Origin of the sequence: Rhizobium sp. NXC14, from assembly GCF_002117485.1 — a bacterium.
GTDB lineage: Bacteria > Pseudomonadota > Alphaproteobacteria > Rhizobiales > Rhizobiaceae > Rhizobium.
In genome coordinates this window covers 4,248,994-4,270,526 of sequence record NZ_CP021030.1, presented here as the reverse complement: position 1 = coordinate 4,270,526, position 21,533 = coordinate 4,248,994, and the positions used below count along the sequence as shown (strand labels likewise).

The window sequence follows — 21,533 nt, the reverse complement described above, 5'->3', positions numbered from 1 at the left end:
TGATGAGTGATGAAGCAAAAGCTGCCGCGCCGGCCCCTCGGCCGTCAGGTGTCCCGCCGGTCATTGGTAGCCATGAGCAAGCCCTCGAAGTAGCCGATAAGCTCGCCGCCGGTTTTGCGGTGACGGCTTCCGAAAGGGATCGCGGCCGCGAACTTCCCTGGAGCGAGGTTGAACAGTTCTCCCAGAGTGGCCTTTGGGGTGTCACCGTTCCAAAGGAGTTCGGCGGCCCGGCGCTCGGCTCCAAGACGGTCGCGGATATCATATCGACGATCGGGGCGGCCGACGGATCGATTTCGCAGATTCCTCAGAACCATTTCTATGCCCTTGAGGTGCTACGCGTCGGCGGAAGCTGGGAGCAGAAGCGCTTTTTCTACGATCGCGTCCTCGCCGGAGAGCGTTTTGGCAATGCGCTTGCGGAGATTGGCAATAAGGATTTCAAAAGAAGAACCTCCTTGCGCCAGGAGAACGGCGATTGGATCGTCAGCGGGCGCAAATTCTATTGCACCGGGGCGATCTTTGCGCATTGGATACCGACCCTTGCTGTCGCGCAGGAGGGAGGCGGGCAGGTCTCCTATCTGGTGATGGTTCCAAGATCATCGGACGGCGTCGCCGTCGTCGACGACTGGGACGGCTTCGGGCAGCGCGTAACCGGCAGCGGCTCCGTGACGTTCGATAACGTTCGCGTCGAAGAACGGTGGATCATACCATTCCAGGCTTCGTTCGATACGCCGACTACGATCGGGCCTTTCGCCCAGCTGATGCACGCGGCCATTGATTACGGCATCGGCGTCGGAGCACATGAAGAAATGAAGCGCTTCGTCCGCGAGCGAGCCAGGCCGTGGATTGACGCCAATGTCGGCAGAGCCTCCGACGACCCGCTAACGGTCAGCGCAGTGGGCCAGGTGAACGTCAAGCTAAAAGCCGCCGCGGCATTGTTGCGTCGGGCATCCCGCTTTGTGCATGACGCACAATCCACGCCGACAGAAGCCACGGTAGCCGCGGCATCGGTGGCAGTAGCCGAAGCCAGAATTCTAACGACAAAAGCTGGTCTGCTGGCCGCAACGAAATTGTTCGAATTGTCGGGCACCTCCGCCACGGCGAGTGAGCTTAACCTCCACCGATACTGGCGCAATGTCAGAACGCACACACTCCACGACCCGGTCCGTTGGAAGTACCAGGCTATCGGAAACTATTACCTGAATGAGCGCGCCCCGCCGCGACACGGTGCCATCTAGGCGATTTTACGATGACAAAAAAACTGCTGATCAACGCGTTCAACATGAATTCGGTGGGCCACATCAATCACGGTCTATGGGCGCACCCGCGTGATCAATCCCACTACGCAGATCCGAACAGAGTGAGGCCGGTCATGCACGATGGCCTCTACTACAAGGCCACCGGTTATCATTTGGCGGAGCCTTCCCCTCAACGCACGCCGGTCCTTTATCAGGCCGGCACCTCCGGTCGTGGAAAGGAATTCGCTGCGAAACACGCGGAATGTGTATTCATCACCGCAGTCGACAAGGCAGCCGCTCGCAAGACCGCGCGCGCCATCCGCGAGGGAGCGGTCAGTGCCGGTCGGAATGCCGACGATGTAAAGATATTCGTCGGCATAACGGTCATAACCGGCGCGACACGGAGCGCGGCGCAGGATCTATACCGGGATTATCTCAGCTACGCCAACCCCGAAGCCGGGCTGGCTCACTTTTCTGCTGGCACCGGGATCGACCTCTCCAGGTTCGGGCTGGACGAACCGATCTCCTACGGAACCTCCAACTCCATCCAATCTGTCACTCAGCTGGCGCAGGAGAAGCGTTGGACGAAGCGTCAGCTTTTGGAGGAACTCAAGATTGGAGGGCGCTATCCACTCATCGTAGGGGATGGCGACAGCGTGGCGTCGGAGATGATTTCGTGGATGGACGAGGGCGAGATCGACGGCTTCAATCTCACCAGAACTGTCGTTCCGGAGAGCTACGAGGATTTCGTCAATCATGTCGTTCCGAGATTACAGGAGCGCGGACGATACAAAACCGCTTATTCGGACGGTACGCTGAGGAAGAAGCTTTTCGGAGCAGGGGACCGACTGCCACATCGGCATTTTGCTCGCTCGTTTGCGATCTGACCTTACACTTCGGTCCGCTCTCGACAGCAACAAGCAGTGAGTTGTTAGAATCGGATTCGGAAAGGCGGTGCGACAAGTGAAGCGCCTCCCTGTGGGGAGGCGTGTCTTGCCTGGTGACTACGACGCCGGCTTTCCCAGCGCCCTTTCCATCGCCGGATACAGGCCTTCCTTCAGGCTGATATCGTCGAAGGGGCCGACGCGTTTGTAGAGGATGGTGCCGTCCGTGCCGACGAGGTAGCTTTCCGGAATGCCGTACACGCCCCAGTCGATCGCGGCCTTGCCGTTCGGATCGATTCCGATCGCCTGGTAGGGATTGCCGAGTTCGCCGAGGAAGCGCAGGGCGTTCTCGTTCTTGTCCTTGTAATTGATGGCGACAATGTTCAGCCTGCCGTCTTTCGCCAGTTCCTTCAGGATGGGGTGCTCGTCGCGGCAGGGGAGGCACCAGGAGGCGAAGACGTTGACGAGCGTCAGCTTGCCTTTGACCGCTGCGTCGGTCAGTGCCGGCAGGTTCGCGCCGTCGAGCGGCGGAAGGTTCAGCGCCGGCGCCTTGGTGCCGATCAGGGCGGAAGGGATTTCGGCGATGTTCTTGCCGTGGAAATCCTGGTCGTAGAGCATCTTCGCGGCCGTCGCGGCAATGCCGCCGAACACGATCAGCGGCAGAAGCGCCAGTGCATAGCGGCCAAATCCGCTTGGCTTGCCAGTTTTGGTATCGGGCGTCTCGGTCATTCGCCATCCTTTGGCCGCGCCGAGCGGCGGCGGATACCGGCGGCTTCGAGGCTTGCAAGCTCGCGGCGACGCGCCCGGCCGTCGGCCCAGGTCCACAGGATGACGGCGATCGTCACCAAAGCGGCGATGCCATAGGATACATAGACATAGAAGGCGTGCGTCACGGCCTATTCCTCCCGGCTCGCCATGCGGGCGGCGAGACGGCGCTGGGCGGCGACACGGCGGCGCCAGATCTCGTTTCTCATGGCCATGATATGCAGCGTGAAGAACAGCAGGGTGAAGGCGATCGCCATGACGAAAAGCGGGCGCAGGAATTCCGGATCAATCGCCGGGCCGCCAAGGCGCATCACGCTTGCCGGCTGATGCAGCGTGTTCCACCAGTCGACGGAAAACTTGATGATCGGGATGTTGACAAAGCCCACGAGGGTCAGCACGGCGGAGACTCGCGCCGCCCTCGAAGGATCGTCGATGGCGCGGCTCAGCGCAATGAGGCCGAGGTACATCAGGAAGAGGATGAAGACGGAGGTGAGCCTCGCATCCCAGACCCACCAGGTGCCCCACATCGGCTTGCCCCAGAGCGAACCGGTGATGAGCGCAATCAGGGTAAAGGCGGCGCCGAGCGGAGCTGCGGCCTTGGCGGAAACATCGGCGAGCGGGTGGCGCCAGACGAGCGTGCCGATCGCCGAGAGGCTCATGATCGTGTAACACATCATCGAAAGCCAGGCCGCGGGCACGTGGATATACATGATGCGCACGGTCTCGCCCTGCTGGTAATCGCCTTCGGTCGCGAAGCTCAGATAAAGACCGACCGCAAAACAGAGGGTGGTGATGCCGGCCATCCAGGGAATGATGCGGGCCGCCAGCGCCAGAAACCGCGTCGGGTTGGCAAGATCGCTGATTTTGCTGATGGCAAGGCTGGTTTGGCTCATGACCGCTTCCTTACCTTGATCCGGCTTTTCCCGCAATCGAATGGCTTTCAATCCGACGTGTTTCGCAGCGCAAGTGCCGCGGCGGCCGGGCCGATGACCGCGAAGAAGAGCGTCAGTGCGATCAATATGAGGAAGGGCGGCAGGAATGGCGCCGGCTCCTCGACCGCGGCATAAGTCGCGCTGACGCCGAAGATCAGTACCGGAATGGTCAGCGGCAGCACGAGGATCGAGACCAGCAGGCCGCCGCGGGGCAGAGCGACGGCGACGGCAGCGCCGACGGCGCCGATGAAGGTGATCGCCGGCGATCCGACGAAGAGCGTCAGCACTGTGGCGCCGATCGCCCTCTCGTCCATGTTCATGAACAGGCCGAGCAGCGGCGAAGCGATGACCAGCGGCAGGCTGGTCGCGGTCCAGTGGGCGAAGCATTTGAGGAGCACGGTCAGGACCAGCGGCGTTTCCTGCATCAGCATCAAGTCGAGCGATCCGTCGTCGCGCTCGGCCTGGAACAGGCGGTCGAGGCCGAGAAGGGCGGCGAGCAGTGCGCCGATCCAGACGATGGCGGGGCCGATGCGGGAGAGAAGCTTGAGGTCAGGGCCGACGCCGAAAGGGATGACGGCGACGACGGTCAGGAAGAACAACACGCCGATCAGTGCGCCGCCGCCGGCGCGAATCGAGAGTTTGAGGTCGCGGAGGAAGAGGGCGGTCATGCGGGGTGGCTCTCTGCATCTACGGACGGGTCACCCCCCTCTGCCCTGCCGGGCATTTCCGCCACAAGGGGAGAGATCGGCCGGGGGCGCGCTCTTGCCCCCATCAAACGCATCGGATGAGGCGAGCCGATTTGTGCACGATTAAGCTTTCGCAAAGTCGGCGCATCTTGCCGATCTCCCCCCTTGTGGGGGAGATGCCCGGCAGGGCAGAGGGGGGTGACCACACGGAAAACCATCACCCCCACACCCCCTGATCCACACCGGCGAAGCCCGCCATCTTCATTTCCTGCACATTGTTCAATCCCAGCGGCTGATGCGTCGCCGCGAGCACGATGCCGCCCTTGGCTAGATGCGCCTCGATCAGTGCGGCAAACAGCCGGTCGGCGCTCGCATCCAGTGCCGCCGTGGGTTCATCGAGGATCCAGATGGGGCGGTGGGCGACAAGCAGCTTGGCGAAGGCGAAGCGGCGCTGCTGGCCGGCGGAGAGATAGCCGAAGGGAAGGTGGGTGATCCCCGAGAGGCCGACGGCTTCGGCGGCGTCTTCGAGAGGGAGGCCGGCGGCGCCCGGGCTGCTGAGGAAGGACTGCCAGAATTCCAAATTCTCTGCAACCGTAAGTTCATTCTTCATCGCATTTCGGTGGCCTAGGTAGTGGCTGACCTCACCCGGATAGCGGCCTTGCGGGCTCTCTTTATCGCGGAAGATGACAGTTCCTTTTTCGGGCTTGAGAAGGCCGGCGGCAACGCGCAGCAAAGTGGATTTTCCCGATCCATTTTTGCCGGTCAGGACAAGGGCTTGTCCTGCTGTCAAGTGAAAGGAAATGTTTACGAAAATGAGATCCTCACCGCGCCTTGCAGCCAGATTTTCGGCGGTGAGTTGCATGTGTCGGCTCTTTCTTCGTTTCGGCTCGCGGGAGGGTCAAAAAATCTCCGATTTTGACCGTGCTCGGGTATGGCAAGTTTTTAGGAAATTATCTATAAGACCGGCAACCACGCCAGCGGTCGGCGTGAATTTCATCCTTGCGCCGAACTTGGAGCATCTGCTTCACGTGCGGACAGCGGAAATGGCCGTACCCGCATCCTGATGTGCATTAAGTGCATAGGCGTTCGCACGACTGTGTTGGCTATCAGAACGGGGTCTCTCGTGTCTAAATCTCTTGACAGTTTCAATTGTCGTTCCACGCTTTCCGTGAACGGGAAGGACTATGTCTATTACAGCCTGCCCAAGGCTGAGGCAAACGGTCTGGCCGGCGTATCGAAGCTTCCCTATTCGATGAAAGTGCTGCTCGAAAACCTGCTGCGCTTCGAAGACGGCCAGTCGGTCACCAGGGAGCACATCCTCGCCGTCGCCGCGTGGCTGAACAACAAGGGTGCGGTCGAAAACGAAATCGCCTATCGCCCGGCGCGCGTGCTGATGCAGGACTTCACCGGCGTTCCCGCGGTCGTCGATCTGGCCGCGATGCGCGACGCGATGGTGTCGCTCGGCGGTGATCCCGAGAAGATCAACCCGCTCGTTCCCGTCGATCTCGTCATCGACCACTCCGTCATCGTCGACGAATTCGGCACGCCGCAGGCCTTCGCCAAGAATGTCGAGCTGGAATATCAGCGCAACGGCGAACGCTACCGCTTCCTGAAGTGGGGCCAGCAGGCATTCAAGAACTTCCGGGTCGTTCCCCCCGGCACCGGGATCTGTCACCAGGTCAACCTCGAATATCTCGGCCAGACCGTCTGGACCAAGGAAGAGGACGGCGAGACGATCGCCTATCCCGACACCTGCGTCGGCACCGACAGCCACACGACGATGATCAACGGTCTCGGCGTTCTCGGCTGGGGTGTGGGCGGTATCGAGGCTGAAGCCGCCATGCTCGGCCAGCCGGTTTCGATGCTTCTGCCCGAAGTTATCGGCTTCAAGCTGACCGGCAAGCTCAAGGAAGGTGTCACCGCGACCGACCTCGTTCTGACCGTCGTGCAGATGCTGCGCAAGAAGGGTGTCGTTTCCAAGTTCGTCGAATTCTTCGGCCCCGGCATGGACAACATGCCGCTCGCCGACCGTGCGACGATCGGCAACATGGGTCCGGAATACGGCGCGACCTGCGGCTTCTTCCCGGTTGACGGCGAAACCATCAACTATCTCACCATGTCCGGCCGCACGCATGATCGCATCGCGCTTGTCGAAGCCTATTCGAAGGCCCAGGGCATGTGGCGAGAAGGCGACGGTTCCGACCTCGTCTTCACCGATACGCTGGAGCTCGACCTCGGCGACGTCGTGCCGTCGATGGCAGGCCCCAAGCGTCCGGAAGGCCGCATCGCGCTTGAAAACATCGCTTCCGGTTTCGCGACGTCGATGGAAGCCGACTACAAGAAGCCCGGGCAGCTCAACAACCGCTATGCAGTCGAAGGCACCGATTTCGATCTCGGCCATGGCGACGTCGCGATTGCCGCCATCACCTCCTGCACCAACACCTCCAACCCGTCGGTGCTGATCGCTGCCGGCCTTCTCGCCCGCAACGCCGTTGCCAAGGGGCTGAAGACCAAGCCGTGGGTCAAGACGTCGCTCGCGCCCGGATCGCAGGTCGTCGGCGAATATCTCGCCAAGTCGGGCCTGCAGGCCGACCTCGATAAGCTCGGCTTCAACCTCGTCGGCTTCGGCTGCACCACCTGCATCGGCAATTCCGGCCCGCTGCCGGCGCCGATCTCCAAGACGATCAATGACAAGGGTCTGATTGTTTCCGGCGTGCTCTCCGGCAACCGCAACTTCGAAGGCCGCATCTCGCCCGACGTCCAGGCGAACTATCTCGCGTCGCCGCCGCTCGTCGTCGCCTACGCTCTTGCCGGCACGGTCCAGAAGGACCTGACCAAGGAGCCGATCGGCGAAGACCAGAACGGCAAGCCGGTCTACCTCAAGGATATCTGGCCGACCTCGCACGAGGTGCAGGAGTTCATTCAGAAGTACGTCACCCGCGAACTCTACGAAACCAAGTATGCCGACGTCTTCAAGGGTGATGCCAACTGGCAGGCCGTCCAGGTCCCGCCGGGCCAGACTTATGCCTGGGACGACAACTCCACCTATGTCCAGAACCCGCCCTATTTCGTCGGCATGGGCAAGAAGGGCACCGGCGTCTCCGACATCAAGGGCGCCCGCGTCCTCGGCCTGTTCGGTGACAAGATCACCACCGACCACATCTCTCCGGCCGGTTCGATCAAGGCGGCATCGCCGGCCGGCGCATACCTCATCGGCCATGACGTTGCCGTTGCCGACTTCAACCAATACGGCACGCGGCGCGGCAACCATGAAGTGATGATGCGCGGCACCTTCGCCAATATCCGCATCCGCAATCACATGCTTGGCCCGAACGGCAAGGAAGGCGGCTACACGATCCACTATCCGTCGAAGGAAGAGACATCGATCTACGACGCCGCCATGCAGTACAAGGCCGAAGGCGTGCCGCTCGTCATCTTCGCCGGCGTCGAATACGGCAACGGCTCCTCGCGCGACTGGGCTGCCAAGGGCACCAACCTGCTCGGCGTCAAGGCCGTAATCGCCCAATCCTTCGAGCGCATCCATCGCTCGAACCTGGTCGGCATGGGCGTCATCCCCTTCGTCTTCGAAGAGGGCACGACCTGGCAGAGCCTCGGCCTCAAGGGCGACGAGCTCGTCACCATCGAGGGGCTGGACAAGATCAAGCCGCGCGAGAGGAAGATCGCCAAGATCACCTATGGCGACGGCACGGTGAAGGAAGTTCCGCTGCTGTCGCGCGTCGATACGCTCGACGAGGTGATCTACCTCAACAATGGCGGCATCCTGCAGACGGTTCTGCGTGATCTCGCTGCCTGATTGTCGAGCATGATGCCGAAAAGTGTGAGCGGTTTTCGGACAACATCATGCTCTGCTTCTTTGATGTAGATCCGGATTCAGATTTTAGGCCGAATCGGCCTGGAATCATCCGGATCTAGGAGCTTGCTACGATAATGGCCGCCGGAGAGCAATTTCCGGCGGCTCTTCTTTGCGGCGACAGTATTCGATGGGCTCACGATGATTTGTTTTCAGCGCTTTCCGGGCGAGCTACGTCTCACCCGTTCGTGACTTTTCGTTTGGACCCGGAAGGATTATTCGTACGTTCATGTCTCAGAGCCTTCGGTTCCAAAACGCCGCCGGCGCTGAAAAAGAGGTGCAGGTGAATGTCCCCCCGTTTCTTGATTTCGCTGATCGCCGGCGTTGCTTTTGCAGGCTCGCTGCATGCCGAAGACGGCAAGCCCAGAGGCGTCGTCGAGCTTTTCACGTCACAGGGCTGCTCCTCCTGTCCTCCCGCTGATGCCGCCTTCCGCAAGCTGGTGAACCAAGGCGATGTCATCGCGCTCGCCTATCACATCGACTACTGGAATTATCTCGGCTGGGCCGATACGCTGAGCTCGAAGGAAAATACCGAGCGGCAGTACGGCTATGCGAGGACAATGGGTCGCAGCAACGTCTATACGCCGCAAGCCATCGTCAACGGGCGCGGCCATTTGGCCGGCGCCGATCTCACCGGCATCAACAGCAAGATCGACACCTACAGCAGCGAAGGCAATGGGCTGACCGTTCCCATCAGCGCGGCGATGCGCGGCGACGAGCTGGAGATCAAGATCGGTGCCGGACAGGGCAAGGCCAATGTCGTCATGGTCTATTTCGACAAGGAGAAGACAATCGACGTTGAAAAAGGCGAAAACAGCGGAAAGAAAATCTCCTATCTGCACAGCGTCACCAACGTCGAAACCGTCGGCATGTGGGATGGCAAGGCGACCAGTCTGACGCTACCGGCGAGCGTCTTGCAGCGGCCGCAGCTCGAGGGCTGCGCAATCCTGCTACAGTCGGCCACGGCCGACGGCGATCCGGCGGCGATCCTCGGCGCGACCGTGGTGATGGCGGGAAAAAGCATCTGATATTTCACCCGAGTACGGGTGAAATGCGGGCGGCCCGGCCGAGCGTATTCGGGGCTGGGGTTAAGGTCGATACGCTCCGCCGGGCCCTTTGGCGCGCTGGCGCCAAACCGGGATGCATAAATCTCCCGCAAATGAGGCGCTGTTTTGACTGAAATGCGGCACTGGGGAGAAAGCATTGCTTGGTCCCCAGCGAACGTGACTGGACCTGCGGCGAATGTGAGGAGCGCCGCTCTTGCAATTTGCGGCGGCTCGGGCAAACTGTCACTCTCCTGTCACAAGCGGAGGCCTTGGAGACCTGATGACAGATCAGCCGGATTTGCGACACGGCGAAAGCCGCTCCGTCGACAATAGTTCCTCGGTCATCGTCGATCTCAGGGAATACAAACAAAGCAAGGACCCGCTTCCGGTGACTTTCCATCGGCGCGAGCTGGATGCGATCCTCTGGATCTACGGCCGCATGGTGGGCGAGGGGGAATGGCGCGATTACGCCATTGACCATCTGAAGGACAGAGCGGTCTTTTCCGTCTTCAAGCGCTCTGGCGAGATGCCGCTCTTCCGGATCGAAAAGAACCCGAAGCTTGCCGCCAAGCAGGGTGCCTATTCCGTGATCAATATCAACGGCATGATCCTGAAGCGCGGACACGAGTTGAACCAGGTCCTCAAGGTATTCGACAAAACCTTGAAACTCGTGGACAAATAACTCTTATCAGCCCGCAAACAGCGTACCGGGGTAGGTGGAGGGATTCGGATCGGTTGTCATGCCCTCGCCGAGGCTGCGCTGCATGAGCATCGTGTCCAGCCAGTGGCCGTGCTTGTAGCCGGTGCCCTTCATCAGGCCGACCTCCACAAAACCTGCCTTCAGATGAAGCGCGATTGAGGCCGGGCTCGCGCCACCGATGACGGCCACCATCTGACGAAAACCAAGCGCGGTGCAGCGGTCGATCAGCTCGATCATCAGTGCCTTGCCGATGCCACGGCCGCGGGCTTCGGGGGCCAGGTAGATTGAATCCTCCACCATCCAGCGATAGGCGGGGCGGGTGCGGAAGGCCGACGCATAAGCGTAGCCCAGGAGTTTCCCGTCCGCATCGGCCGCGGCGATGTAGGGATATTGCTGACTGACTATTGCGGAAAAACGCTGGGCCATTTCGGCCTCGGAGGGCGGCGCAATCTCGTAGCTTGCAACGCCATTCAGGACCGAGTCACCATAGATCTCCGTGATGGCGGGGATGTCGGCTTGGGCGGCGTTGCGCAGGAGGAAGGACATCGGGGCGGCAGGTCCATCGGAAGAGCAGGCTCCTCTAAAATCATCCCTGCGAAACCGGCGCAACAAAAAAGGCGGCCGAAGCCGCCTTTTCGATCGCATTGCGCCTGTTATCTGCGGTTGCCCATGAACTGCAGCAGGAACATGAAGAGGTTGAGGAAGTCGAGGTAAAGCGTCAGTGCGCCCATGATGGCCTTGCGACCGGCGACAGCGACGTCATCGGCTTCATAGTAGAGTTCCTTGATCCGCTGCGTGTCGTAGGCGGTGAGGCCTGCGAAGATCAGCACGCCGATCACCGAAATCGCGAACTGCAGCGCGGATGAAGCCAGGAAGATGTTGACGAGCGAGGCGATGATCAGGCCGAAGAGACCCATGATCAGGAACGAACCCATCGCCGACAGGTCACGCTTCGCGGTATAGCCGTAAAGCGACAGTGCGCCGAAGGAAGCGGCGGTGACGAAGAAGGTCTGAACGACGCTCTGGCCGGTATAGACCAGGAAGATCGACGAGAGCGACAGCCCTACCAGGGCGGCATAGATCCAGAAGGTGGTCTGGGCGGCGGAGACGCTCATCTGATGAATGCGGAAGCTCAGGAAGAAGACGACCGCAAGGGGGGCAAGGATGACGACCCAGCGCAACGGCGACTGGAACAGAAGCGCGCCAAACTGGGTGAGCTGGCCGTCCTGGACCGCGAAGTTGAATCCGAGATATGCGGCCACGCCGGTGATCGCCAGGCCGAGCGCCATCAGGTTGTAGACCTTGAGCATATATGCGCGCAGGCCTTGATCAATCATCTCGCCGGTCTGGACGCGGCTTTGATAGTTACGAAGATCAGCCATAGTTTCCTCTTACAAGCTCCGAAGGAGATACGGTGTCGGGGTTCTCGACCCGGGCGCCGCTGCGGAGCTCCAGCATGCCTGCAGACAATATGAGGCCTTCGCCCTTTGCAAACAAGGGGCCTGCAACGGCGCGGCCGGTTAAATCGCCGTAAGGTGAAGGCCTTGGGACAGCTTCAAAGCTCGCGCAGCACGGGCGCCGCCTTCTGCCCGAGGATGCGCCAGGTGCCGATGAGGCCGATGCCGACTGTCAGAACGAGTGCCGTCACCAGCGTCAGGCCCGCCACGTCAGGCAGGAAGGCAGACGGCAGTCGCATGATGCGGGCGACGATGAACCAGGCGGCGATGGCGCCGGCAAAGAGTGCGAAGATCGCAGTCGCCAGTCCGAGGATCAGATATTCGTAGCTGAAGGCACGAATCAGCATGGCGCGGGTGGCGCCGAGCGTCTTCAGCACCACCGCATCGTGGGTGCGCGTCCTGTTGCCGGCGGCGAGCGCACCGGCCAGGACAAGAATCGAGGCGATGAGCGCCACCGATGCGGCGGCACGGATCGCTGTCGCAAGCTGCTCGACGAGCTGGTTGACGATGTCGATCGCGTCCTTGACTCGCACGCTGGTGATCGTCGGATAGGTATTGGTGACGGATTTCAGGATCGCCGCATCTTCGGCCGGCGTCGAGGAGGGATCGGTCAGGGTCGCCAGCCAGGCATGCGGGGCGCCGCGGAAGGTGTTCGGTGAGAAGACCATGACAAAATTGATCGACAGTGATTCCCATCGGACGCGGCGCAGATTGGCAATCTTTGCCGTGATATTGCGCCCCAGCACGTTCACGGTCACCGTGTCTCCGATCTTGAGCCCGAGTTCATGCGCCTCTTCCGAGGAGAAGGAGACGAGCGGCTCGCCGCTATAATCCTTGTGCCACCAGATGCCTTCGGTGAGGGCGGCATTTTCCGGCAGCGTGTCGGCGTAGGTGATGCCTCGATCGCCGTTCAGCACCCATCGGCCGGCGGCCGGCACATTCATCTTGGTGACGTCCTCGCCGTTGAAGGCGACGATCCGGCCGCGCAGCATCGGCACCTCCATCAACTTGCCCTTCGGCGCCTGCGTCTGGACAAGATTGCGGAAGGCGTCGACCTCGGCACTCTGAATATCGACGAAGAAGAAGTTGGGTGCACCCTCGTTCATTCGGCCGGTCAGCTGCTGGCGCAGGTTGCCGTCGATCAGGGTCAGGGTCACCAGCAACGCCAGGCCAAGGCCGAGCGAGAGCACGACCGATGGCGTCAGCGCGCCGGGGCGGTGGATGTTGCCGATTGCGAGCCTGAGCGCCGGCGAATGAACACGCGGGCTGCGGCGCGCGAGCCAGGCGATCAAGGCGGCGACGAGGCGCAGGACGACGAAGGCGAAGACGATCGCGCCGACGAAGACGACGGCGATGAAACGATCATAGGCGGTGAGGATGGCAAGGCCGGCAAGGGCAGCCATGAAGAGGGCGGCAAGCAGGATATAGGGCCAGGACGGTAGACGGCGGGCCTCAAAACCCTGCTCGCGGAAGAGCGCGGTGGCCGGTACTTCGCGGGCATGGCCGAGCGGCAGAATGGCGAAGGCGAGCGTGGTCAGGATGCCGAAGAGCGTCGCAAGCAGCAGGGCACTGGGATAGAGGGTCGGCTCGGTCGAGACCGGCAGGAATTGCGCCAGGAACTGTGCTGCAAAGATCGGCGACAGGGCGCCGATGACGAGGCCGGCCATAATGCCGCCAAGAGCGATGATGGCGATCTGAAAGAGATAAATCAGAACGACGACGGCGGCCGGAGCGCCGAGGCATTTGAAGGTGGCGATGGTGGTGCGCTTGGAATCGAGGAAAGCACGCACGGCGTTGGCGACGCCAACACCACCGACGATCAGGGCTGTGAGGCCGACCAGCGTCAGAAATTGCGAGAAACGGGTGATGTTTTCAGTGAGCGAGGGTGCTGCGCGGTCGCTGGTGCGGATCGCCCAGCCGGCAGAGGGAAACTCCTTGGAGGCACGCGCCTGGATGCCCGACATGGCGCGCTTGTCTTCCAATCGGATCTTATAGGCGTGTTCAACCAGACTTCCGGTCTGGATCAGCCCCGAGGCTTCGAGCGCCTGTCGGCTGACAAGCAGACGCGGCGCAAAACCGAAGCCTTCCGACAGCGCGTCCGGCTCGGTCTTCACTGTACCGGTAATGCTGAGCTTGACATTGCCGAGCAGCAATTCGTCGCCGATCGCAAGGCCGAGCCGATCGAGAAGCAGCGGGGCGGCGACCGCGCCATAGGTGCCGCCTTGGCCGGAAAGCAGGGCTGCAAGCGGATAGTCCGGTTCGGCGACGAACCTGCCGTAGAGCGGATAGGCGTCATCGACCGCCTTGACCTCGACCAGCGCCTGATCGGAACCGTCAGGCTTGCGGGCCATCGAGCGCAGACCCGTTGAAACCGAAACGGTTCCCAGGCCCTGAAGGAAGCTCATTTCCTGAGGTGTCGCCTGGCGATTGTTGAGTTCGAAGCGGACGTCGCCCGCCAGCAGCTCCTGCCCCTGCGAGGCGATCGTGTCGGTGATCGACTGCGAAACGGAATTGACGGAGGCGATCGCCCCGGTGCCGAGTGCGATGCAGGCCAGGAAGATATAGAAGCCGCGGATGCCGCCTCGCAACTCGCGAAGCGCCAGGCGAAAAGCGAGCGCGACGCGTGGCGTGACCATGCTCATGCGATTGCCGCTTCGCTGCGGCGGGCAGCGCTGTCGCCCTCGATCCTGCCGGAACGGACGCGGATCTGGCGCGAGCAGCGGTTTGCAAGCGAGACGTCGTGGGTGACGAGAAGCAGGGTCATGCCGCGCTCGGCCTGCTTGGCGAAAAGAAGGTCGGCGATCTGTCGGCCGGTCTCGGTATCGAGATTGCCGGTGGGCTCGTCTGCAATCAGCAAGGCGGGCGAAGGAGCGAGCGCTCTGGCAATCGCCACGCGCTGCTGCTCGCCGCCGGAAAGCTGGCCGGGATAGTGGTTCAGCCGTTCGCCGAGACCGACCGAACTCAGTTCGCGATGGGCGATCTCGAAGGCGTTGCTGATATTGGCGAGCTCCAGCGGCACCGCGACGTTTTCCAGCGCCGTCATGTTGGCGATCAGATGGAAGGACTGGAAGACGATGCCGATGGTGCGGCCTCGGAAATCGGCAACCTCATCCTCACTGAGGGCGTGGAGCGGCGTGTCATTGATGTTGATTTCGCCGCTGTCGAGCTTCTCCAGTCCTGCAAGCACCATCAGCAGAGTGGATTTGCCGGACCCGGAAGGCCCGACAATGCCGACGGATTCGCCGGCTGATATATCGAGATCGATACCCTTCAGAACATGGACGGAGGCGGCCGCACTGCCAAGGGTGAGATCGGCGCCCTTCAACTCGATGATGGTTTTTGCCAACGGAAATCGCCCTATATTAATCTCTAACGCAATGGCCGCATAACGGCACCTCGCCAATCTAGGGAAGCCAGAATGAGATTTAAAGTTGCCGCGCTTCAATTCACCGTCATCGCGGTGTCGCTGATCTTTGCCGTTGGAGCGAATGCGCGGACGATCAATCTCGTCGGATTCGGGGACAGCCTGATGGCGGGTTATCAGCTGCCGCCCGGCCAGGGCTTTCCGGAAAAGCTGCAGGCGGCGTTGAAGGCGAAGGGGCTCGACGTTTCCATTGCCAATGCCGGGCTTTCCGGCGACACCACGACAGGTGGGCTTGCCCGGATCGACTGGTCGGTCCCCGAAGGCACCGATGGCGTTATCCTCGAGCTTGGCGCCAACGATGCGCTGCGTGGAATTCCGCCGGAAGAGAGCGAGAAAAATCTCGACCAGATGATTGCCCGGCTCAAGGCGCGCGGCATAGCGGTGCTGCTTGTCGGCATGATGGCGCCGCCGAACATGGGAGCGGATTATGCGGCGCGCTTCAATCCGATTTATCGGAAACTTTCGGAGAAACACGGAGTTCGACTCTATGCCTTCTTCCTCGACGGGGTTGCGCTCGATGCGGGGCTGAAGCTCGATGACGGCATGCATCCGAACGCGAGAGGTGTCGACGTCATGGTCGAGAAAATGGAAGCTGATGTCACAAATTTCATCGATACGATTTCTTCTGTGAAGAATTAGGGGCTTGCACGGCCATTGATTGCGTGATTCCGTGTAAGCACCTGCAAAAGATTCGGGGAGTGCTCGTTATGCCGAGACTGTTTACCGCCCTCGAAATTCCGCGCAATGCGGCAATGAGCCTTTCATTGCTGCGCGGTGGCCTCCCCGGAGCACGATGGATCGATGTGGAAAATTACCACATCACGCTACGCTTCATCGGTGATGTCGACGGCCGCACGGCCGATGAAATCGTTGAACGTCTCGACCGGATCGATCGGCCGGAATTTCAGTTCCGGCTCGAAGGCATCGGCTCGTTCGGTTCAAAGAAGCCGCATTCGGTCTGGGCAGGCGTTTCTCATTCGCCTGAAATGTACGCCCTGCAGGCCGAGATCGAACGGATCTGCCAGCGCATCGGCCTGCTGCCGGATCCGCGCAAATTCACGCCGCACGTGACGCTGGCACGGCTGAAATCCTCGCGGCTCGACGATGTCGTGCAATATCTGAGTGGGCGCGGCAACTTCCACACCGCGACCTTCACGGCGCCGCGTTTCGTGCTGCTTTCATCGCGTGAATCGGTCGGTGGCGGGCCCTATCTCACCGAGGAAGTGTTCCCGCTGCACGAAGTACGTCCGGCGACAAGCGTTTCCAGCAGGCTGCTGCAGCCGGTCAAGAGCCTGGTATAGAGCAGCTCGAAACCTTCCGGACCGCCATAATAGGGGTCGGCAATGTCCTCCCCCGTTCCCAGCGCGATATCGCCGAACAGCTGGATATTTGTCTCGGGAGGGGCGATCCTGTTGAGTTCCGCCACGTTGTCGCGGTCCATGGCGACGATCAGATCGACACTGACGAAATCAATCGAACGCATGCGCCGGGCACGTTGCCCTGCTATGTCGAGGCCATGATTGCGGGCAACAGCGATCGAACGGCGGTCGGGCGGTTCGCCTTCATGCCAGTCGCCGGTGCCGGCGGAATCGATCGTGAAGCGATCGGTCAGCCTTGCCTCGGCGACAAGGTGGGTAAAAATTCCCTCCGCAAGCGGAGAACGGCATATATTGCCCATACAAACGAAAAGGATGCTGATGTCTTTCATCGGTAACCTGCTGACAGATGAGAGGACCATGGCATGAAACAGGAAAGACTGGAACGGGCCGCGGCCGAGGCACGAATGGCCGAGCTTTCAGGCTGGGCGCTCAACGATGCGGCCTCTTCGATCTCGAAAACGTTCAAGTTTTCAAATTTCATCGAGGCCTTCGGTTTTATGACGCAGGCGGCGATTACGGCCGAGAAACTCAACCACCATCCCGAATGGTTCAACGTCTATTCCAGGGTGGATGTGACGCTGAACACGCATGATGCCGGCGGGCTGACGGAACTGGATTTCAAGCTCGCCAGGGCGATGGACAAGGTGGCAGCACGCGGTGCCGTTTGAAAACGAGCGCTGATTGAAAGCCCAAGCGCCATCACCATATGTTCGCATGGACGAAAGGATGTCAGGGATGGACGAGGTCAAATTCGGGGAAATCCTGCTGCCGGGCGACGAGGACACCCAGAACCGGCGGGAGGAAACCGTACGGCAGAAGTTCTGGCCGACCTTCCGCCGGGCTGTCCGGCAGATTCCGTTTTCGCGCGACGTCGTTGCTGGTTTCTACTGTGCGCTCGATCCGCAGACGCCGACCAAGGTGCGCGGCGTGCTGCTGGCAGCGCTGGCCTATTTCGTCATGCCGGTCGACATGATTCCGGATATTTTCGCCGTCATCGGCTTTTCTGACGACATCGCCGTGCTTTCCGCCGCCTTCGCCATGGTGCGCGGTCATATCCGGCCGAGCCATTACGACGCGGCGGACAGGGTCCTTGCCGACAGGCCCGCCGAAACGATGAAAACGATTTGAAGACCGCGGCTCGGTTCAGCCGAGTTCCCGCTCCAGCATCTTGCGAAGCTTTCCAAATGCAAGCCGGATACGTGTTTTCAGCGTGCCGAGCGGCAGCCCGAATGCGATTCGCCGAGGAAGAAAGCTGCACGCATCATGTCGCGCTGTTCTTCGGGCAGTTGTTCGACAGCGGCGCGTAGCTTGGCGTCGCGATCGCCATTGGCGATGATTTCATCGGCGCCGGTCTCGGCCGATGGCAGCAGGGTCGGGTCGGTTTCGTCGAAAGTGCGGGTGCTGGTGCGGCGCCGCAGATCGATGCGGCGGTTGCGGGCGATGCGAAAAAGCCAGGTCGACGGAGAAGATCGCGTGGCATCGTAGGGACAGGTCTTGTGCCAGAGCACGACCATGATCTCCTGGACCAGCTCTCCGGCGTCGCCTGAGGTCATCTTCTGGCGCGTCAACCACGTCTTCAGGCGCGGGGCGAAATAGTCGAACAAGATGGAAAGGCCTGCTGGTCGCGATCGTCTGCCACGGCCTTTGCGAGGGCAGCGAAACGCTGTCTTTCCGAGGCACCCATCTCGTCTCACCGGCCCCCTAGGACAAAAATTTCGTCCCGGATTTCCAAAGTCTTAATGAGGTACAGCGGATTTTTGAAAGGTCAAACTCTTGCCTGAATCTTTGTGTCTTAAGTTCAGCCGAACGGCCAGCCGTGCCCATCGGCGCACCGGCATCGCAGCCGATTTCGGCAAGGGGCAAAAGTGGTAGTCGAGCTGAAATGACACAGGCACATACAAATCGCAGCTATTGTTGACCATTTGGTAACCTGAATTAAGTCAAAATAAAGCAGATCGTGATTATGCGGCGCCCGCTATGATCGCTTCGGGCCTTGAATCGCAAGAACCGGCAGGAATCCATGTTTGTAAGAAGTATCGTATCCGCCCTCGCCCTCACCATGACAATGGCCGGAGTGGCGGCAGCGCAGCAGGCCGCGACCGCCGCCGCGCCGACCCGCATTCAGCAGTTCCAGGCCTGGGGGGCTTATTCCTACAAGTCGGGCAACAGCACCGTGTGCTACGTCCTGTCGGTCCCGACGGCAAAGCAGCCGGCAAGCGTCGACCACGGCGACAATTTCTTCATCGTTTCGCAGCGTCCGGGCCAGAACATCTCCTATGAGCCGCAGGCGATGATGGGCTATACGGTGAAGGAAAATTCGAAGATCAACGTCGTCATCGACAACAAGACCTTCGTCATGTTCACCAAGGACAAGGCCGGCTGGGTCGAGAATGCTGCCCAGGAGCCGGCCCTCGTCGCGGCGATGAAGACCGGCCATTCGATGACCGTGAATGCGGTTTCACGCAAAGGCACCGGCACGTCCTACAGCTATTCGCTCTCGGGCATCTCGGCAGCGCTCAAGCAGATCGAAAGCTGCAAGTAAGCGGCTTTTTGCTGAGAGAGTTCAAAAGGCCGGCCTTGCGCCGGCCTTTGTTATTTCCATCTATAGTGACGCGCAGCCAAAATGATGCTAAAGGCCGCGTAAACAGCGGACAGTTCGCGATATCAGTCGCCGTCTGCGATCAATTTCTGCCAATGTGCCGTCATGCGCCCGCAAGTCTTCCGGATCACACCGTGAAGTCAGCGGCTTGCGGAACGGTTACGTGTTTGAATTCGGGGTCAGAAGCCTATGTCCGTCATGGATGCGATCGTCGTCAACAAACCTCAGGCCGCGCGCCCGCCTTCCGGCGCCGAGAAGCCGTCGTTGATCGGGCTCTCCCGCGAGGAAATGGCGGCAGCGCTCCGGGAAAAGGGAGTACCCGAAAAGCAGATCAAGATGCGCGTCTCGCAGCTTTGGAACTGGATCTATGTGCGCGGCGTCTCTGATTTCGACCATATGACCAATGTCGCCAAGGATATGCGTGAAATGCTGAAGACGCATTTCACCATCGCGCGTCCGGAAATCGTCGAGGAGCAGGTCTCGAACGACGGCACGCGCAAATGGCTGCTGCGTTTTCCCGCGCGAGGCGCAGGACGCCCGGTCGAGATCGAGGCCGTCTACATTCCGGAAGAGGGCCGCGGCACGCTCTGCATCTCAAGCCAGGTCGGCTGCACGCTGACCTGTTCCTTCTGTCATACCGGGACACAGCGCCTGGTGCGCAACCTGACGGCGGAGGAAATTCTGTCGCAGTTGCTGCTCGCTCGCGACCGGCTCGGCGACTTTCCGGATCGTGAAGCGCCGCAGGGCACGATCGTGCCTGCCGAGGGCCGCAAGGTCAGCAATATCGTGATGATGGGCATGGGCGAGCCGCTCTATAATTTCGACAGCGTCAAGCAGGCGCTGCTGATCGCCACGGATGGCGACGGCCTGTCGCTGTCCAAGCGCCGCGTGACGCTTTCCACCTCCGGCGTCGTGCCGGAGATCTTCCGCACCGGCGAGGAGATCGGCGTCATGCTGGCGATCTCGCTGCATGCGGTGCGCGATGACCTGCGCGACATCCTCGTGCCGATCAACAAGAAATATCCGCTGAAGGAGCTGATCGACGCCTGCAAGGCCTATCCGGGCCTTTCCAATGCGCGGCGCATCACCTTCGAATATGTGATGCTGAAGGATGTCAACGACAGCCTCGAAGACGCGAAGGGTTTGATCAAGCTCCTGAAGGGCGTGCCGGCGAAGATCAACCTCATTCCGTTCAATCCCTGGCCCGGTACCAATTATCAGTGTTCGGATTGGGAGCAGATCGAGAAATTCGCCGATTTCATCAATTCGGCGGGTTACGCTTCGCCGATCCGCACGCCGCGCGGCCGCGACATTCTTGCCGCCTGCGGCCAGCTGAAGTCGGAATCCGAACGCATGCGCAAGACCGAGCGCCTGGCCTTCGAGGCGATGATGATCGCCAATCACGGCGCCGACGACTGATCAGCAAGTTTGATCCTCGCTACAATTCTCCTGCATTGATTTAAGCATGCGCCTTTCCTAATAGTGCCGCCAAAATCATTCAGGAGGACACCCATGCGCCCGATTCTGCTCGCTCTTGCCGCCACTTTGGCCCTTTCCCTGCCCGCAAAGGCCGACAACGTGACCGTCGCCGTCACCGCGATCGTCGAGCACCCGGCGCTGGATGCCGCGCGCAAGGGCGTTCTCGACGTGCTGACGGCCGCCGGCTACAAGGAAGGCGAGAACCTGAAATTCTTGTTCGAATCGGCGCAGGGCAATCCGGCCACCGCTGCCCAGATCGCCCGCCAATTCGCCGGCGACGAGCCCAACGTCATCGTGCCGATCTCCACGCCCTCGGCCCAGGCGGTCGTTTCCTCGACGCGTGACATTCCGGTCGTCTTCACCGCCGTCTCCGATCCGCTCGGCGCCCAGCTCGTCAAGAACATGAACAAGCCCGGCGGCAATGTGACCGGCCTTTCCGATATGTCGCCGGTCGCCGAGCACCTGGCGCTGATCAAGGAAATCGTGCCGAAGGTCAAAACCATCGGCTACCTCTACAACTCAGGTGAGGCGAACTCGGTTTCGCTGCTCGCCGTCTTGAAGGCCGAGGCCGAAAAGGCCGGCCTGACGGTCGTGGAATCGGCTGCCACCAAGTCTGCCGAGGTTCAGGGTGCGGCGCGCGCCCTCGTCGGCCGCGCCGACGCCATCTACGTTCCGACGGACAACACGATCATCTCCGCGCTCGAAGGCGCCGTTGCGGTTGCCGAAGAAAGCAAGCTGCCGCTCTTCACCGCCGACACGGATTCAGTATCGCGCGGCTCGATCGCCGCCCTCGGCTTCAACTATTACGATGTCGGCAAGCAGACGGGCGAAATCGTCGTGCGGGTGCTGAAGGGCGAAAACCCCGGCGATATCGCAGTCAAGACTGCCGCCGGCAGCGATCTGGTCGTCAACAAGGCGGCGGCCCAGAAGATGGGCGTCACCCTGCCCGAGAGCGTGCTTTCGCGCGCCAACAAGGTCATCGAATAACCGCTCATCGCTGCATCGACCCATTCACATTCAGCCGCTCCCGTTTGCGTGGGGGCGGCTGAAGTATTAAAAGGCTGCGGTTTCGCGAC

At 60.9% G+C, this 21,533-nt stretch carries 22 protein-coding genes and 1 pseudogene; 12 read left to right on the top strand and 11 right to left on the bottom strand.

The window, feature by feature from the left end; genetic code table 11:
• Positions 1-2 precede the first annotated feature (2 nt).
• Together NXC14_RS20880 and NXC14_RS20875 are read left to right on the top strand one after the other, a co-directional pair.
• On the top strand, positions 3-1,235 hold the full coding sequence (locus NXC14_RS20880) for an SfnB family sulfur acquisition oxidoreductase (protein ID WP_157131453.1): 1,233 nt from the start codon (positions 3-5) through the stop codon (positions 1,233-1,235).
• 11 nt (positions 1,236-1,246) lie between these two features.
• Positions 1,247-2,122 carry an LLM class flavin-dependent oxidoreductase gene (locus tag NXC14_RS20875; RefSeq protein ID WP_085779753.1) on the top strand — a complete coding sequence of 292 codons (876 nt, stop codon included), beginning with the start codon at positions 1,247-1,249 and terminating at the stop codon, positions 2,120-2,122.
• 117 nt (positions 2,123-2,239) lie between these two features.
• On the opposite strand, the gene NXC14_RS20870 is transcribed toward NXC14_RS20875, so the two are convergent.
• From NXC14_RS20870 to ccmA, 5 genes are all read right to left on the bottom strand, one after another.
• Positions 2,240-2,848 (bottom strand): DsbE family thiol:disulfide interchange protein, encoded by a 609-nt coding sequence (locus NXC14_RS20870; RefSeq protein ID WP_085779752.1) that lies wholly within the window; start codon positions 2,846-2,848, stop codon positions 2,240-2,242.
• Positions 2,845-3,012, bottom strand: coding sequence for a heme exporter protein CcmD (gene ccmD, locus NXC14_RS20865; protein ID WP_085779751.1), 168 nt, complete (start codon positions 3,010-3,012; stop codon positions 2,845-2,847). Before ccmD ends, NXC14_RS20870 begins: the two co-directional genes overlap by 4 nt.
• Before the next feature lie 3 nt (positions 3,013-3,015).
• The gene (locus NXC14_RS20860; protein WP_085779750.1) at positions 3,016-3,777 is read right to left on the bottom strand and encodes a heme ABC transporter permease; all 762 of its coding nucleotides are present in this window, start codon (positions 3,775-3,777) and stop codon (positions 3,016-3,018) included.
• Positions 3,778-3,824: 47 nt separating this feature from the next.
• Positions 3,825-4,484: a heme exporter protein CcmB gene (gene ccmB, locus NXC14_RS20855; protein WP_085779749.1), complete on the bottom strand. Its 660-nt coding sequence runs from the start codon at positions 4,482-4,484 to the stop codon at positions 3,825-3,827.
• A 235-nt stretch (positions 4,485-4,719) separates the two neighbouring features.
• On the bottom strand, positions 4,720-5,364 hold the full coding sequence (gene ccmA / locus NXC14_RS20845; protein WP_085779748.1) for a heme ABC exporter ATP-binding protein CcmA: 645 nt from the start codon (positions 5,362-5,364) through the stop codon (positions 4,720-4,722).
• Positions 5,365-5,625: 261 nt separating this feature from the next.
• On the opposite strand from ccmA, the gene acnA reads away from it, so the two are divergent.
• From acnA to NXC14_RS20830, 3 genes are all read left to right on the top strand, one after another.
• Positions 5,626-8,316, top strand: a complete 2,691-nt coding sequence (acnA, locus tag NXC14_RS20840) for an aconitate hydratase AcnA (protein ID WP_085779747.1) — start codon at positions 5,626-5,628, stop codon at positions 8,314-8,316.
• Between the two features lie 344 nt (positions 8,317-8,660).
• Positions 8,661-9,401, top strand: coding sequence for a thioredoxin family protein (locus NXC14_RS20835; RefSeq protein ID WP_085779746.1), 741 nt, complete (start codon positions 8,661-8,663; stop codon positions 9,399-9,401).
• Positions 9,402-9,699: 298 nt separating this feature from the next.
• Positions 9,700-10,101 (top strand): DUF2794 domain-containing protein, encoded by a 402-nt coding sequence (locus NXC14_RS20830; protein WP_085779745.1) that lies wholly within the window; start codon positions 9,700-9,702, stop codon positions 10,099-10,101.
• Between the two features lie 6 nt (positions 10,102-10,107).
• On the opposite strand, the gene NXC14_RS20825 is transcribed toward NXC14_RS20830, so the two are convergent.
• The 4 genes from NXC14_RS20825 to NXC14_RS20810 form a co-directional block, all read right to left on the bottom strand.
• Positions 10,108-10,665, bottom strand: a complete 558-nt coding sequence (locus tag NXC14_RS20825; protein ID WP_085779744.1) for a GNAT family N-acetyltransferase — start codon at positions 10,663-10,665, stop codon at positions 10,108-10,110.
• 107 nt (positions 10,666-10,772) lie between these two features.
• Positions 10,773-11,501, bottom strand: a complete 729-nt coding sequence (locus NXC14_RS20820; RefSeq protein WP_085779743.1) for a Bax inhibitor-1/YccA family protein — start codon at positions 11,499-11,501, stop codon at positions 10,773-10,775.
• A gap of 173 nt (positions 11,502-11,674) precedes the next feature.
• A complete protein-coding gene (locus NXC14_RS20815; protein ID WP_085779742.1) occupies positions 11,675-14,218 on the bottom strand; it encodes an ABC transporter permease in 2,544 nt (847 codons plus the stop codon).
• Positions 14,215-14,922 carry an ABC transporter ATP-binding protein gene (locus tag NXC14_RS20810; protein ID WP_085779741.1) on the bottom strand — a complete coding sequence of 236 codons (708 nt, stop codon included), beginning with the start codon at positions 14,920-14,922 and terminating at the stop codon, positions 14,215-14,217. The genes NXC14_RS20815 and NXC14_RS20810 overlap by 4 nt, the downstream gene beginning before the upstream one ends.
• A 72-nt stretch (positions 14,923-14,994) precedes the next feature.
• On the opposite strand from NXC14_RS20810, the gene NXC14_RS20805 reads away from it, so the two are divergent.
• The gene (locus tag NXC14_RS20805; RefSeq protein ID WP_085779740.1) at positions 14,995-15,639 is read left to right on the top strand and encodes an arylesterase; all 645 of its coding nucleotides are present in this window, start codon (positions 14,995-14,997) and stop codon (positions 15,637-15,639) included.
• A 68-nt stretch (positions 15,640-15,707) separates the two neighbouring features.
• Positions 15,708-16,301: an RNA 2',3'-cyclic phosphodiesterase gene (thpR, locus tag NXC14_RS20800; protein ID WP_085779739.1), complete on the top strand. Its 594-nt coding sequence runs from the start codon at positions 15,708-15,710 to the stop codon at positions 16,299-16,301.
• On the opposite strand, the gene NXC14_RS20795 is transcribed toward thpR, so the two are convergent.
• The gene (locus NXC14_RS20795; RefSeq protein WP_085779738.1) at positions 16,208-16,708 is read right to left on the bottom strand and encodes a low molecular weight protein-tyrosine-phosphatase; all 501 of its coding nucleotides are present in this window, start codon (positions 16,706-16,708) and stop codon (positions 16,208-16,210) included. The genes thpR and NXC14_RS20795 overlap by 94 nt on opposite strands.
• A 33-nt stretch (positions 16,709-16,741) precedes the next feature.
• On the opposite strand from NXC14_RS20795, the gene NXC14_RS20790 reads away from it, so the two are divergent.
• Positions 16,742-17,047 (top strand): 4a-hydroxytetrahydrobiopterin dehydratase, encoded by a 306-nt coding sequence (locus NXC14_RS20790; protein WP_085779737.1) that lies wholly within the window; start codon positions 16,742-16,744, stop codon positions 17,045-17,047.
• A gap of 67 nt (positions 17,048-17,114) precedes the next feature.
• Positions 17,115-17,507: a YkvA family protein gene (locus tag NXC14_RS20785; protein ID WP_085780227.1), complete on the top strand. Its 393-nt coding sequence runs from the start codon at positions 17,115-17,117 to the stop codon at positions 17,505-17,507.
• A gap of 15 nt (positions 17,508-17,522) precedes the next feature.
• Here NXC14_RS20785 and NXC14_RS20780 read toward each other — a convergent pair.
• Positions 17,523-18,063 (bottom strand): annotated as a pseudogene (locus NXC14_RS20780) (sigma-70 family RNA polymerase sigma factor).
• A 336-nt stretch (positions 18,064-18,399) separates the two neighbouring features.
• Between NXC14_RS20780 and NXC14_RS20770 the strand changes: the two are divergent.
• From NXC14_RS20770 to NXC14_RS20760, 3 genes are all read left to right on the top strand, one after another.
• Entirely contained in the window at positions 18,400-18,921 is a 522-nt protein-coding gene (locus tag NXC14_RS20770) for an invasion associated locus B family protein (RefSeq protein ID WP_085779735.1), read from the top strand.
• Positions 18,922-19,167: 246 nt separating this feature from the next.
• Complete coding sequence (gene rlmN / locus NXC14_RS20765) at positions 19,168-20,397, top strand: 23S rRNA (adenine(2503)-C(2))-methyltransferase RlmN (RefSeq protein ID WP_085779734.1); 1,230 nt, start codon at positions 19,168-19,170, stop codon at positions 20,395-20,397.
• A gap of 93 nt (positions 20,398-20,490) precedes the next feature.
• Positions 20,491-21,444 (top strand): ABC transporter substrate-binding protein, encoded by a 954-nt coding sequence (locus NXC14_RS20760; protein ID WP_085779733.1) that lies wholly within the window; start codon positions 20,491-20,493, stop codon positions 21,442-21,444.
• The last annotated feature ends 89 nt before the right edge of the window (positions 21,445-21,533 follow it).

Coding starts and splice junctions, on each gene's coding strand:
- NXC14_RS20880 (WP_157131453.1), top strand. CDS start 3: ATGAGTGATGAAGCAAAAGCTGCCGCGCCGGCCCCTCGGCCGTCAGGT.
- NXC14_RS20830 (WP_085779745.1), top strand. CDS start 9,700: ATGACAGATCAGCCGGATTTGCGACACGGCGAAAGCCGCTCCGTCGAC.
- ccmB (WP_085779749.1), bottom strand. CDS start 4,484: ATGACCGCCCTCTTCCTCCGCGACCTCAAACTCTCGATTCGCGCCGGC.
- NXC14_RS20870 (WP_085779752.1), bottom strand. CDS start 2,848: ATGACCGAGACGCCCGATACCAAAACTGGCAAGCCAAGCGGATTTGGC.
- NXC14_RS20795 (WP_085779738.1), bottom strand. CDS start 16,708: ATGAAAGACATCAGCATCCTTTTCGTTTGTATGGGCAATATATGCCGT.
- NXC14_RS20815 (WP_085779742.1), bottom strand. CDS start 14,218: ATGAGCATGGTCACGCCACGCGTCGCGCTCGCTTTTCGCCTGGCGCTT.
- NXC14_RS20770 (WP_085779735.1), top strand. CDS start 18,400: ATGTTTGTAAGAAGTATCGTATCCGCCCTCGCCCTCACCATGACAATG.
- NXC14_RS20820 (WP_085779743.1), bottom strand. CDS start 11,501: ATGGCTGATCTTCGTAACTATCAAAGCCGCGTCCAGACCGGCGAGATG.
- NXC14_RS20790 (WP_085779737.1), top strand. CDS start 16,742: ATGAAACAGGAAAGACTGGAACGGGCCGCGGCCGAGGCACGAATGGCC.
- NXC14_RS20760 (WP_085779733.1), top strand. CDS start 20,491: ATGCGCCCGATTCTGCTCGCTCTTGCCGCCACTTTGGCCCTTTCCCTG.
- thpR (WP_085779739.1), top strand. CDS start 15,708: ATGCCGAGACTGTTTACCGCCCTCGAAATTCCGCGCAATGCGGCAATG.
- NXC14_RS20805 (WP_085779740.1), top strand. CDS start 14,995: ATGAGATTTAAAGTTGCCGCGCTTCAATTCACCGTCATCGCGGTGTCG.
- ccmA (WP_085779748.1), bottom strand. CDS start 5,364: ATGCAACTCACCGCCGAAAATCTGGCTGCAAGGCGCGGTGAGGATCTC.
- rlmN (WP_085779734.1), top strand. CDS start 19,168: ATGTCCGTCATGGATGCGATCGTCGTCAACAAACCTCAGGCCGCGCGC.
- NXC14_RS20825 (WP_085779744.1), bottom strand. CDS start 10,665: ATGTCCTTCCTCCTGCGCAACGCCGCCCAAGCCGACATCCCCGCCATC.
- NXC14_RS20860 (WP_085779750.1), bottom strand. CDS start 3,777: ATGAGCCAAACCAGCCTTGCCATCAGCAAAATCAGCGATCTTGCCAAC.
- NXC14_RS20835 (WP_085779746.1), top strand. CDS start 8,661: ATGTCCCCCCGTTTCTTGATTTCGCTGATCGCCGGCGTTGCTTTTGCA.
- NXC14_RS20785 (WP_085780227.1), top strand. CDS start 17,115: ATGGACGAGGTCAAATTCGGGGAAATCCTGCTGCCGGGCGACGAGGAC.
- NXC14_RS20875 (WP_085779753.1), top strand. CDS start 1,247: ATGACAAAAAAACTGCTGATCAACGCGTTCAACATGAATTCGGTGGGC.